Origin of the sequence: Desulfogranum japonicum DSM 18378 (assembly GCF_000429945.1) — a bacterium.
Taxonomy (GTDB): Bacteria; Desulfobacterota; Desulfobulbia; order Desulfobulbales; family Desulfobulbaceae; genus Desulfogranum; species Desulfogranum japonicum.
The window spans coordinates 1-12,605 of record NZ_KE386994.1 but is presented as its reverse complement, the minus strand read 5'-3'; the positions used below and the strand labels follow the sequence as shown (position 1 = coordinate 12,605).

The window sequence follows — 12,605 nt, the reverse complement described above, 5'->3', positions numbered from 1 at the left end:
ATCAGAGTCAAAGGCTGATTACGCATTTTCTCAAAAGACCAGAGTAGTACAGTGTGCTCTTTCCATGAGATAAAGTAAACCATCAGGCAGTATACAATTCCATGGTTTGCTGTCTGTAAAGAAACTGAGATACTGCGTAAAACTATAATGCCCAGAATGGCGTGCAAGCCATTGCAAAACTGGACTGGTAAACGAAAGGTGAGACGCCAAAAGCTTCATATCCCCATGGCACTCCCATCATTAACACTTCCACATTTATCAGGTAGATAACATGTTACTCAAAAAAATTGTTTTCTGTTCACTTCTCATCCCTACAGCCCTTTGGGCTGCGGAACCAAAAAACAACGACCTGCACTGGTCAATCAACAAAGGCTGGAAGCTGGCTGTTCAGCCAAAGGCCATAGTCCAGTCCTTGGATAACAAAAAAGTTTTCATTCTAGGAGAGGACTCCCAGATTCATATTTTCAGTGCAGAGGGCAACGTATTGGGAACCCTTCCTGTAAATGAGGGCGTTGTAGATATTGACATCGCGCCACGTGGTGAGGCAATCTACCTGGTCAACAGTAAAGACAATAGCTATACAGCAATTGATCTCTCCTTTACACAGGATATCGATATCAGCCAAGCCCCGATTCTAGGCAACCCCGATGCACCTGTTACTCTTGTCGAATTTTCAGATTTTGAATGCCCTTTCTGTAGCAAAGTCAAACCGATACTTCATGAGTTAATTGAAAAGAACCCAGAAAAACTCAAAATAGCATTCAAACACCTGCCATTGCGTATGCATGCCCATGCTCAACAGGCTGCCCTTGCCGCTATCGCAGCCCAAAATCAGGGAAAATTCTGGGAAATGCATGATGCACTGTTTGATATTGCAAAACTGAGTCCGGAAGCGATTGATGCCACAGCCAAAAAAATTGGCCTGGATATGGACCAATATAAGAAAGACATGGCAGCAGAAGAAACCATGCAACGACTGGGACAAGACATACGAGACGCACAACAGGCTGACGTCACAGGAACCCCAGCGCTATATGTCAATGGAGTGCAGGTAAAACAGCGTTCAGTTGAGGCTATTCAGGTTATGATAGATGAGGCATTGGGTCAAGAGTGAAAAAAACTGATGTCATAGGCTCCATGAATGCAGAAACTACACGGGAGATTGAGTTTACTGAAAACAATACCGCACAGCTGCTCTTTGGAGATCTCAATAAAAATCTACATACCATTGAACAGGCAGCCAATGTATCTATCAATGTACGCGGCTCCAAAGTTCAGATTAAAGGACGCAGCCATGCCGTAGGACTGGCTGCGTCTGTCCTTGAACAATTATATGCGCTGATCCGCAAAGGATACCCTGTCTTTACTCAGGATATAGCCTTTGGCGTTAAAATCCTGGAATCTGCGCCAGAAACAAAATTAGAGGAAATTTTTCTCGACAAAGTCTACATTACATCGAGAAATCGCGTTATTTCGCCAAAATCAGTCAACCAGAAACGTTATATTGAGGCTATTCGTAACCGAGATATTGTCTTCGGGATTGGTCCTGCAGGCACTGGAAAAACCTACCTCGCTGTTGCCATGGCAGTATCGGCGTTGGCCAGTGAACAGGTACACTCCATTATTCTGACACGACCTGCCGTTGAAGCAGGGGAAAAGCTAGGCTTTCTTCCCGGTGATATGGCACAAAAAATAGATCCGTATTTACGACCCTTGACCGATGCCATCAACGATATGCTTGGCCAGGCGAGAACACAGGAACTGGTTGAACGTGGAATAATCGAAATTGCACCTCTGGCCTTCATGCGGGGACGAACTCTCAACAATGCCTTTATAATTCTGGATGAAGCGCAAAATACCACCCGCGAACAGATGAAAATGTTTCTGACTCGCATAGGGTTTGACAGCCGTGCCGTCATTACAGGCGATATCACCCAGATTGACCTTCCGGGGAATAAATCATCCGGCCTTGTGGAAGCCAAACGTATCCTCACCGGAATCAAAGGTATTGATTTTTGTCACTTTGCCAAATCCGATGTTGTGCGGCATCCGCTGGTTCAAGAAATAATCCATGCCTACGAAAAAGATACCAGTCAACAAGGTAAGGCTTACGCCAATGTCGAGAAAAAGGAACCGTGACTATGCCTGTCAACTTCAGCATCAGCGAAGAGGTCAAAGGGTATACCGTTAATAGTGAAGAACTTATTCGTTTTACTGTCAGCTTACAAAAAATTCTGGGTGTAGAACGACAGGTTGTCAGTATTGTCTTGATGACCAATGGGGAAATGGCTTTCTACAACCTCACCTATCGAAAAAAGGAAGGACCGACCAATGTTCTGTCCTTTCCAGCTGACCATGATATCGCTGTACCAGATATCCAAACAGATCTCGGCGATATACTCATTGCACTGGAAACTACGGAACACGAGGCCAGACAGCAAAATACTACTCTGCATCACCGCATCCGGGAGCTCATCATACACGGCATGCTCCATCTGATTGGCTATGATCATGAACGATCCGAGCAGGAGGCTCTTGAAATGTGGGACAGAGAAAAAGAATTATTTCAACAGTTGATACACAGCAGGAGAACACATATGCCACATCTTGCCATTAATGTTGACCACGTCGCCACTGTCCGGCAGGCCAGAGGGACAACTGAACCAGATCCGGTAACTGCCGCAGCAATATGCGAGCTTGCCGGTGCTGAAGGTATTGTTGTCCACTTGCGAGAAGACAGAAGACACATCCAGGATCGTGATGTACGCCTGCTTAGGCAGACTGTGAAAACCAGACTCAACCTGGAGATGGCCATTGCAAAAGAAATAGTGGATATCGCCCTTGAGATAGGCCCGGATATGGTAACCCTGGTACCGGAAAAACGTCAGGAACTGACCACAGAAGGAGGCCTGGATGTAGTTGGGAACTTCAAAAAAATCAGTAAAACCATTGCCAAAATGACCAAGGCATCCATCCCAGTGTCACTGTTCATTGATCCCGAGGCAGACCAGATCGAAGCAGCTCTGGAAGCAGGAGCGACCTATGTGGAGTTGCATACTGGTCGCTACTGCGACGCAATTACTGAAAAAGAACGGGACGAGGAATTCAGGCTTATAGCCCAGGCTGCGGAACTGGCTTATGAGTCAGGGCTTAGGGTTAACGCAGGGCACGGGCTGGATTACAGGAATACAGCAGCCATTGCTGCATTACCGACCATTGAAGAATTGAGTATAGGGCATGCTGTCATCAGCCGGGCAGTACTTGTTGGCCTTGACCAGGCTGTTCGTGAAATACTGTCCATTGTAAAGCAAATTTCCTGATTTTTTTACAAGTCCCCAGGTTTTTAAAACTTGGGGACGTATTTGTCTCAGCTTAGGGTGCATCCCAAGCATATACACTTCAATATAAGCATATAGTTTTTATAACTATCATTTCATATAAAAATGTGGGTTAGGCCAGCTCCTTGCTGAGTCCGATAATATCTTCATAGGATCCAAGCACTATGAGAATATCCTCGGCGCGGATAATAGTGGTAGGTTTAGGATTGAATTCCATGGTACCATCTTCATGCTTAATGGCGACCACAATCACATCATACTTCTTTCGAATTTCCGCATCGATGAGGTTTTTTTCGACCAAAGCCGAATCGTGACTCACTTTCAACTCCTCCATCATCAGGTCGAGTTCTCCTGCCCCCATTGTCAGATCAATAAAATCACTTACCGTAGGACGTACAATCAAGTGAGCCATTCTCTTTGCACCTATGGAGTATGGCGAGATAACCTTTGAAGCACCGGCCCGCATAAGTTTAGTCTCTACGCCTGGTGTTCCGCTCGATCTTGTCATGATATACAGATTCGGATTTATGCCCCTTGCGGTTAAAGTGATATACAGATTATCAGCATCAGTGGAAACAACAGAGACCAACCCTCTAGCCCTTTTAATACCGGCAGCCAGGAGTACATCATCATCTGAGGCCTCGCCCTGATAGGCCAGATATCCACTCGCTTCTATATCGTGTATTACCTCTTCTTCTTTTTCTATGACTACAAATTCTCTGTTATGCTCTTCAAGTATTTTGCAAATCTCTCTACCAATACGTCCGAAACCGCAGACTATATAGTGGTCACGCAAGCGGGAGACCTGATGTGTCATTTTTCTTCTCCTGAAAATACCACGCAATTCACCTTCAATCATTGTCTCTGTTATCTTGCTGAAGGTGTACATAACAAAACTGACGCTGGTAATGACCAGAAAGACTGTAAACACCTTCCCGCCAGCATGAATGGGGACAATATCCCCGTATCCGACGGTGAAGACAGTGATAATGGTCAGGTACATTCCTTCCCAAAAACCCGTATTTTCCAAAAACATGTAACCTACTGTTCCACCTAACAATAACAGGATGAAAAGCAGACTTATAACGGTTACCTTGCGCATGCAGTCTCGTAAGTGAATATATTGAAATAATAACTAAAAGCCATATAGTTTATCACAGACCTTCCCGCTGCGCTACAGAGAATAGAGCACAGATACGCAAATGTTCTTTGACAAATTATCAGGTTGGGTGTATATTTTTGGGCGCTGATGCCCGGATGGCGGAACTGGTAGACGCAAGGGACTTAAAATCCCTCGGTGCTAGCACTGTGCGAGTTCGACTCTCGCTCCGGGCACCAAAAATTTCAAGGGTTTAGCGTTTTCACGCTGAACCCTTTTTTATTTTCCAACTTGCTACACTAGAATTTATCGATTTCTTTCAATAGATGCTCGGTCGCCAGGCGAGTATAAATTTCTGTGACCTGGCTGGTTGAGTGACCCATCATTTCCTGGATTGATCTAAGGTGGATTCCCTTTTCTGCGGAATGAACGCCAAAGGCAAGACAAAAAACATGAGGGGTGATTCTCTTGGTGATCCCAGCTCTCTTTTTTGCCAATAATAAAGTTGATTTCAGATCTATATATGGTCCCCCCTGTGTTAGGGTAGTTGTCACATCCTCGAAAAAGTAGAGCAGCCATGATAATAAGCTCTCCACATGTAAGGCTTACCATATTTGCACACCAGTGCTTGAGTTTGAGGAAATCGAGATTTTTTCTCAACTCTTGAATACACTGATTGTTTTATCCTTCGTACGACATTGAGATTCCGGAAAGAGTTATCATCAGGAAATCTTTCACGATGTTTTTAAGACTTCCATCGCCGGACATTGCGACCAATCGTGACTCAGTGCGTTTCCATGAACAATTCTAACATCGCAATCATGCAAACCTGTGCAGTCCATGATTATACAAACCTTCTTTCGTGTAATCTCTTTTCCAGCATCTTCTTTGATCCTGCTTTTCACGCTCAGGGTGGTTGTTCTAATGGACAGCGTTTCTTCCCGAGTTGTGACTGGGCATCGGTACAATCGCTCAGAGTGGACTATCTCTTTCATCTATCCCTCCCCGTTGAAATGAAAAACAAAACCAACCTCATAGAGCACGATGAACTCTGTCAGGCCATCCAAGAGAAAGGCGGTGGATGAGGTGCTATAAACCGCCTGGCAGCATCGCTTGACCTAAATAGCGCGACGATTGTCACCATGGATATCAATGGAGCAAGACGACAGGAGAAAGTGATGCAAGGAATTGCAGATTTTTGGGGACAGCCGGTACATGGGGTAAGTCCCAGCAATAAGGAAAAAGCTGCCTGAAACAGGCATCCCCTCCCCTCCAACCATCTTGGCTCTATGTTTGGTCGCACATGCATAGTAGCGGGGAGGGCGTTGCCTGTCCAGCAAATATCATTTTTTTGCTTTTCCATACCTTCACAATATCACAAGGGTAAATCAAGACAATGACGCAATCAGGGCGCAGAATGACACCGCTTCAGTCCTATTCATTGACAATGGATAACCTTGGTGCTGGAACGGTAAAAATATTCTCAAGGTCTACGATATCAGGACATTGCAAAGGTGGACAGCTGAGCCTCTTTTTCCTTGCACTGACAGTCAAAATGCCAGCCAGATAGAGCGCCTCAGAAACTTATTTGAGGCAATGCATCAGGTTGGTCTTGGCTGTGCTTACCGCGGAATAATCCGCTACCTCTCGGCAGCCCTGGATGAAGAGCCATACCCTTGGCATTACCAAGCCTGCTGATTCCATGGTGGAAGAAAAACTGCTTGATTATGAAAAACTAGCCCACCTTCACGCAGCAATAGATGCTGGCAAATCAATTGACGACATCAAAGAAATACAGCGTAAGGTGTATGAAGAAGTTGGCCGTTCAGTTGCCAAACATACCCAGGTGGGAAACAATAGATACGAATGAATTGCTGGTTCAGATCCTGGCAGAGCTCAGGGTGCTCAATGAAAACATGGCGGTACAACAACCATCAGGCCTATCTCCAAACGCATCTGCAAAAATTGTGGGTGGCATTGAATGCATGAACCAGCAAAACAAACACGTGCTGTTCAACGGAGAATGCATGGCAAAAAGCAATATGGGAAAATGTGCCCAATGCGGTACCGAAAATATGCGCCTGAAAAATCATTTTGATAAACAGGTATGCTCCAGATGATCCGGCATGCGCAGTTATGTTCGTAACTTCCAGGAAGTCTGTGGTTGAGGCATTACTGGAATTTCATGGTGATGCATACTTTCCCAAGAGTGAAACCACCATTGGACAGGTTCTGGAAAAGGTGCCTGAACAGGTGCTGCCACTGGAAGGCTATATTTCATCAACCGAAGAAGAATCAGCACTCCTTGACATGGCCCTGGCTGTGATCCGTGGAGATAACCAGGTCGCTACTCTTGTAGCTGGCGTCGATAACCAGGATGATGGATTTGTCTATTACATTAATGCACTGGGATGGGGACTGAAGCAGACCTGTTGGTACATCAGTAGCGGAGTTGCAGTCACCTTTCAGGCCTTGGTAAAAATACTGTGGGAAGATGAATAAAGGATAGAGTGGGAAATATATACCTATAACGCTAACTGTACAGGATGCCATGGGGTATCGTACCTCAGAGGTATATGATTTCTGCTTAGCCCATCCATGTAAAAGAGTACCCTACAAGGTGGCTTCTAGTCGAAGGGCTAATCCGTTTACCGTTATGTGGATCGTTACCCCGGAACAAACCGGCCAATTCCAGGCGGGACAGGACTCTACATCTGCGACACTCACCACTACAAAGATATGCTCACCAGCAAATTGGACCGCAAGGTTCTGGATTCCGGTGGCTGGCGCCGAAATGCTACAGCAACAGAAGAATATGCAAAACATCTGTGTGTAGAATATGTGGATTAACGAGGTCTGTGACATCAACCCAGGGAAAAGGCTAGCATTATTAGGATGCCAGCTTCATGTCTCTGGTGGCTGGGGATATACTGCGGGTGAGAGATTGGAAAAAGACAACCAAACATAAGACAACTTTCTGGCTAATGAAAAGACAGGAAGAAACCGAGGGAGGTGTTACGTATTCACCTCGCCATGGTGCTCTGTACCCTGCATGCAGTGAACGAGCAAAAATCTATTCAACCAAATCTTGGGAAGGATCTGTGCGCATTCGATATCACCGCTACTGTAATCTTCTCTGTCTTTTCAATCGAATCGGAAAAACGATCAAGAGCGTTGAAGAAGATATCACCGTAAACGAATGACGATCACCTAAAATAACTCATCACCCCCTGCTGCAACAGAAACGCTCAAAATATTGGACTGTTTTTCCGCAATTTATCCAAATAATGCGCCATAACACTATTGGCTTCCCCTCGCCCCCTCAATAAGTACCCATGCAGATAGCAGGAAGAGCTCCTTTACAGATAAAAAGAAACTCTATAACATTCAAAATGTGTTTATTAGTGAGCAAACAACCAATAAGTTATTTGACATTATCAACACCAGGTTGTTTTATAGATTTATGCCACCAACTCATTGGTATGGCTAGATTTCTATATATTTCTATTTAACAAAAATGACGTACCACTGTGTAGGTACAAGGTCGGCTTGGCCGTTCATAAAGGGTGTATGTTATCGAGAAACTATATAACTACTTGTTAGTAACTTTCTACAAGGTTGCTTTGTGCTCAAGCCGGGAGTCAATACATACTTATGGATAGCGAGCCCAAACAACTGATAGATGATCCCGGTCCCACGTATCGAGGGTTCCGGCTTCAGTCACTTTACGCACTCAAGAGAATTCTCGAATCCGACACAGGCTCCAACTTTCAACCGGAAGGAATAGAGGATCTGGCCGTCTACTCAGCGGACGGAGAGTTACTAGAGGCAGTTCAAGTCAAAGCTCACAGTGCGGCGCTCTCGCCATCGTCCCTCGGCAAACCGTTTTTCCTGCGCATGCAGGAACTCGTGAAGAGAAACAAAGGGGTTCCTGTCACGCTTGTTTCTTATGGTCCCATAGGGCCAGTGCTGACAGCCGCACTGGATGAGCGAAGTGTGCGCGAGAGGCAGAACCTAATCAACTACATCGCGGGCGTCGTGGATGCTAAAGGCACGGCGGCTGGCATTGCAGATGCCCTTCGTCTTGAGCAGGTGGAAGAGAGCACTGTCACCCGTGACGTTACAGGTGCGCTTGCGGCGCTGTGTACGGGAATTGCCCCTGAGCGGGCGCTTGAGGCGCTATGGTGGTGGATCTACTCGGCTGCGGAACACCGCGAGTTACTTGACCGCCGCCAAATAGTTGACAGAGTGACATCCATCGGCGAGTTTCTATCAAAACGCGCAGCATTTCACCGAGAATGGCACACCTCGGTACGGCCGATCGAGGACATCAATGTGCCGAGCGAGCAACGACATACACTCGCCGTTGAGTTCGCCTCTGGAGTGGCAGTTCGACCCGAGCACATAGCGCTGGGCTTGGATGTGAAACGCGATCAACTTCTGTCACAGATTCACGCAGCATTCGACGAATCACAGTTAACGATAGTACATGGTGCTTCGGGCCAGGGGAAGACCGCCTTGGCGTATCGTTACTCCTATGACTACTACCCGGAGGCATGGCGCTATCGAGTGGACCTTATAGAGGGAGAGGCTCACGCCCGCAGCATCGCTCTTGCCCTAGCTGGACACGCAGAAGCTTCCTCAGCACAGTTATTAGTCTGTATCGATGTTCAACCGGGCGGCACCTCGTGGATCGAGCTGGCCAAATTCCTCGCGCCGTGCTCGAATGTCCGAGTGTTGGCAACTCTCCGCGAGGAGGATTGGCGACGAGGATTCGCAAGACTCCCTGATCTCGATTACCGTGACATTGAGCTCAGTCTCGACGAAAGAGAGGCCGAGCGCATATACACCCGCTTACGCTCTGCTCACGACATTCCTCACGTGATCGACTTCTCTGATGCTTGGACGCGCTTTGGCGGGCAGGGACCGCTGTTGGAATTCGTTCATTTCCTTCGCAGCAACAATACGCTTGAAAATCGCCTTAGGTCGCAGATTACCAACCTTCAGGACGCAGCGCGCAGTGGCAGGATACAGGATCAAGAATTGGATTTGCTTCGCCTTGCATCAGTCGCCACGGCGTACGAAGCACAGGTGGACGTGCTGAGGCTGACCGAGAAGGCGAACGTGAGAGAACCCCTCAGAGTGCTTGAATCTTTCGAGAAGGAATTCTTCTTACGCCTGACCAAAGACAAGAGGTATGTCGTCGCCCTACATCCAATCCGATCCCGGTTCTTGGCGGCATTCCTTACAGATGACAATGTTCAGCCATGGGTATCCACGGCGATGCGCGTCCTCCCGATTATTGATGAACGTGATCTTGAGCGCTTCTTGCTTTGCGCCTTTCTCTATGAGTCGGAGTCGAGAGAGGCCGTGGTGGAAGCCGTCAATGCGTTCCAGCCCAGGCGTTGGACAGGCCTATGCGGATGCATGCGGGCGCTGCTGTGGCTTGGGGTGGCGGAGTACGTGACAGAGAACCGAGCTGTGATCAAGGACGCCTTTGCCCGGTGTAACGAGGCTTGGCACCTCATGCTCCATTTCGACATCGCCGGCATCGCCGACATCAACACGGCCGATATGTTCGGAAGCTTGGGTGAACTCGGAGCTAATGCTGCTGAAGCATCACGCGGCTTCGCTGCGCGACAGACCGATACGAAACGTGCCTTTGGCCGCCTTGAAAAGTTCATACGGAATCGAGAATTTACACTGTTAAAGCCCGAAACAAACCGTGAGTGGAGTTCCCTTGGAGAAGCATGCTTCTGGGTAGGCCATCTGGGCATCAAACACGTTGCGAAAGAATGGGTCAACGAAGATCTCCTGACGGAAGCTATAGCTGCCCCGGAGATTGAAGCCCTTGGTGAAGCGTGTATCGGAGTCGCGACACTATGGGGAGACCGGTATCAGTGCTGGTTTGCTGCAAACCATGAAAAGTTGCTCACAAGGCTTAGAAGTGACCTTCGGATCGTACAGTTTTCGGAGAGTGATGAGGAGATATCCAGCGGCTTCCTCCTTTCCCGTGAAGAGCGTGGGCTCCTGGCTGACGGAGACGGAGGGAAAACACCTGTGTCGCTGAATGATCTCGTAGTCTCGAAGCTACAAGTTGTTCACAATATTCTGCCTTTCAAGGAGCGATATAGGAGCAAAGGCATCGGGCACCGAACCGGCTTACTTGATCCGCAGTACGATGAATCGGAGAAGGGAATCCTCAAGCATTATTTGCTGCCTCGATGGGGGCCGGAACTTAACCATCTATTTGGCCAACTCGGCGCCCTTGCTTTTCGAGTCCCGACGTGGGCGGAATTCTCCAGAGATGCACTGAATTTCAGGCGAGAGGTGCTTGAGATGTGCGCCGAACTGAGATCCGCAATTCTCGCATACTACCGAAGCAAGGAAACCGTCAATCTGCTCTCTGACCATCTTTCAACTGAACGGTGGGATAGCCTGAAGGCAACCGGTTTCCGTATCAAATTTTTCCCGAAATGCGCGGTTGATGAATGGGGCCTCGATCCGGGAAGCGGCAAGAAAAGACCACGGCCGGAAGGATATGGAAACGAAACGCATGCCAGAGAAAAGGTTTCTAGAAACTTCAGTAAGGCGGCTCAGGAGTACACACAACCGCTCGGTAATTTTCTGACACAGGCTCCGGCTGTTCTCCTGCGAAACTCCATGCTTGGAAAAGCCACTTGCCAGAAGGAACGCAAGCAGCTCGTAGCACAACTGCAAGAAGCAGGCTTCGACGGAAAGGGACGACGCCTCACAATGGTGAACCTCGCCGATTTCTGCAAAGCACTTTCGCCCTTCCAGCGTGAAATCGAAAGAATCCTCGGGGAAAGGACTGAGACGCAGGAACACCATGCCCTGGCCTTACGTGAATCATCTGACATTCCTAATCTTTGCCTGTTATGGAACGAATTCCTGGAACGACCTGGATGTACGAACAACGCAACCGCACGACGATCCAGGACGAAGCACTTGACTGAACTCGACACTCAGAAGACGCTTGCGAACCTACGACGGCAACTGGACAAACGTCTCACAGGGATAAGCCGGGATGGTGCCAATTTCCGGATATTTGACACAAGAGCGCGCTGGGAGGATAATCCCACTCTCTGGATCACATGCGATGTTCGCGATCCTGGAAGACTGGTTGATATTTCCTACATTCTTGAAAAATGTCTCAGAAAGACACTCGCGATCTGCCGCTCCAACGACAACAACAGGCTAGTCGCCGACTTGAATTGGCGACAGATCGTCGCCGTTCCTCTGGTTGCGGGCAAGAGCCTTCAAAAACTCGCCTATCCCCACTTTTGGGGTGCCGTGTACTCAAGCGCCAGTGTGGCCCAGAGTAAATACCGACATGTACCACTTCCCATCCCGGACGCAGCGTGGCGACAACTCGACCTGGAACAGTGGGTGCCCCCTCGCTTGCAGGAGTTTCGTGAGTTTGCTGATGCGCTCGCAAGACTCTGGGAACAATGCGGACACTTCGCTGACTTCGTGCGTTTCGGAGATGATCTAGACGACCTCGGCGCGGGCATCGCACAGAGCTATATCCGAGAAGTCCAAGATGAATTGAGCGCAGTGCTCCAAAACGTACTTGATCGGTGTGGGCAAATCTTCGAGAGCTTCACAAACCTCTCTAGGGAAGCAATGCGGGACCGTCCTATGCTGGTAGAGTGCTTCTCCCTCTTGACCGAACTTGAATCCAAGCTTCTTCCTCGCAGCGAATGGAACGGATCCGAGATTGTTGGCCTCCAAGAGCTGGCAGCTTGGCACGGCAAGCTGACTGAAGCACTAGGAATTGTTGGGATTGCAGAGATCCTATGGACTGCTGACGCACTTAATCTCACCTGCGATATACAGCGGCTTGAGGAGGCCCTTTCTCAGCTCGACAGAGAAGCTTGGTGGACCGCGTAACAATCGGCCCGTAGTTCCTGGGGACGCGAGACTTAATTCCAACAATAACATTCTGCGGTCAAGCCGCAGATGTTGTCGTTCATGGCGACTGCGTCGCCATGAATCGCGGTGCTGACTTCGTCAAGCACCTTGCCCTGGTGCCTTGCGCCAGAATCAGGTAGCCGGGGGAATCTCTCCCCCAGCCCCCACACCACCTAGCATGCGGGTCCGCACTAGGCGGTTCCCATGAGCTACCGAGCCGTAGCCGGGTAATG

General features: G+C 48.4%; 10 protein-coding genes and 1 tRNA gene. 9 read left to right on the top strand and 2 right to left on the bottom strand.

Annotated features, from left to right (window positions below):
* Positions 1-271 precede the first annotated feature (271 nt).
* The 3 genes from G493_RS31085 to G493_RS0123800 are packed head-to-tail and all read left to right on the top strand — an operon-like array spanning position 272 to position 3,320.
* Positions 272-1,114, top strand: coding sequence for a thioredoxin domain-containing protein (locus G493_RS31085; protein WP_035275857.1), 843 nt, complete (start codon positions 272-274; stop codon positions 1,112-1,114).
* 23 nt (positions 1,115-1,137) lie between these two features.
* Entirely contained in the window at positions 1,138-2,139 is a 1,002-nt protein-coding gene (locus G493_RS0123805; protein WP_035275877.1) for a PhoH family protein, read from the top strand.
* Between the two features lie 2 nt (positions 2,140-2,141).
* On the top strand, positions 2,142-3,320 hold the full coding sequence (locus G493_RS0123800) for a pyridoxine 5'-phosphate synthase (RefSeq protein WP_028582347.1): 1,179 nt from the start codon (positions 2,142-2,144) through the stop codon (positions 3,318-3,320).
* Between the two features lie 130 nt (positions 3,321-3,450).
* On the opposite strand, the gene G493_RS0123795 is transcribed toward G493_RS0123800, so the two are convergent.
* The gene (locus tag G493_RS0123795; RefSeq protein ID WP_028582346.1) at positions 3,451-4,440 is read right to left on the bottom strand and encodes a potassium channel family protein; all 990 of its coding nucleotides are present in this window, start codon (positions 4,438-4,440) and stop codon (positions 3,451-3,453) included.
* 149 nt (positions 4,441-4,589) lie between these two features.
* Between G493_RS0123795 and G493_RS0123790 the strand changes: the two genes are divergently transcribed.
* Positions 4,590-4,676: transfer RNA gene (locus tag G493_RS0123790), tRNA-Leu, on the top strand.
* A gap of 60 nt (positions 4,677-4,736) precedes the next feature.
* On the opposite strand, the gene G493_RS34955 is transcribed toward G493_RS0123790, so the two are convergent.
* A complete protein-coding gene (locus G493_RS34955; protein WP_408608821.1) occupies positions 4,737-4,991 on the bottom strand; it encodes a tyrosine-type recombinase/integrase in 255 nt (84 codons plus the stop codon).
* Between the two features lie 243 nt (positions 4,992-5,234).
* Here G493_RS34955 and G493_RS0123780 point away from each other — a divergent pair, with 243 nt between their 5' ends.
* The 5 genes from G493_RS0123780 (at position 5,235) to G493_RS0123745 (ending at position 12,351) form a co-directional block, all read left to right on the top strand.
* Positions 5,235-5,522, top strand: coding sequence for a hypothetical protein (locus G493_RS0123780; RefSeq protein ID WP_028582344.1), 288 nt, complete (start codon positions 5,235-5,237; stop codon positions 5,520-5,522).
* 575 nt (positions 5,523-6,097) lie between these two features.
* On the top strand, positions 6,098-6,307 hold the full coding sequence (locus G493_RS0123770; RefSeq protein ID WP_028582343.1) for a hypothetical protein: 210 nt from the start codon (positions 6,098-6,100) through the stop codon (positions 6,305-6,307).
* A 290-nt stretch (positions 6,308-6,597) separates the two neighbouring features.
* A complete protein-coding gene (locus tag G493_RS0123760; RefSeq protein WP_028582341.1) occupies positions 6,598-6,939 on the top strand; it encodes a terminase gpA endonuclease subunit in 342 nt (113 codons plus the stop codon).
* 404 nt (positions 6,940-7,343) lie between these two features.
* Positions 7,344-7,640, top strand: a complete 297-nt coding sequence (locus G493_RS0123750) for a hypothetical protein (protein WP_028582339.1) — start codon at positions 7,344-7,346, stop codon at positions 7,638-7,640.
* A 451-nt stretch (positions 7,641-8,091) separates the two neighbouring features.
* A complete protein-coding gene (locus G493_RS0123745) occupies positions 8,092-12,351 on the top strand; it encodes a hypothetical protein (protein ID WP_028582338.1) in 4,260 nt (1,419 codons plus the stop codon).
* Positions 12,352-12,605: the final 254 nt, after the last annotated feature.

Excerpts from the sequence above, each read along its gene's own strand:
- G493_RS0123750 (WP_028582339.1), top strand. The coding sequence starts at position 7,344 with ATGTCTCTGGTGGCTGGGGATATACTGCGGGTGAGAGATTGGAAAAAG.
- G493_RS0123770 (WP_028582343.1), top strand. The coding sequence starts at position 6,098 with ATGAAGAGCCATACCCTTGGCATTACCAAGCCTGCTGATTCCATGGTG.
- G493_RS0123795 (WP_028582346.1), bottom strand. The coding sequence starts at position 4,440 with ATGCGCAAGGTAACCGTTATAAGTCTGCTTTTCATCCTGTTATTGTTA.
- G493_RS0123805 (WP_035275877.1), top strand. The coding sequence starts at position 1,138 with ATGAATGCAGAAACTACACGGGAGATTGAGTTTACTGAAAACAATACC.
- G493_RS0123800 (WP_028582347.1), top strand. The coding sequence starts at position 2,142 with ATGCCTGTCAACTTCAGCATCAGCGAAGAGGTCAAAGGGTATACCGTT.
- G493_RS0123780 (WP_028582344.1), top strand. The coding sequence starts at position 5,235 with ATGAACAATTCTAACATCGCAATCATGCAAACCTGTGCAGTCCATGAT.
- G493_RS0123745 (WP_028582338.1), top strand. The coding sequence starts at position 8,092 with ATGGATAGCGAGCCCAAACAACTGATAGATGATCCCGGTCCCACGTAT.
- G493_RS31085 (WP_035275857.1), top strand. The coding sequence starts at position 272 with ATGTTACTCAAAAAAATTGTTTTCTGTTCACTTCTCATCCCTACAGCC.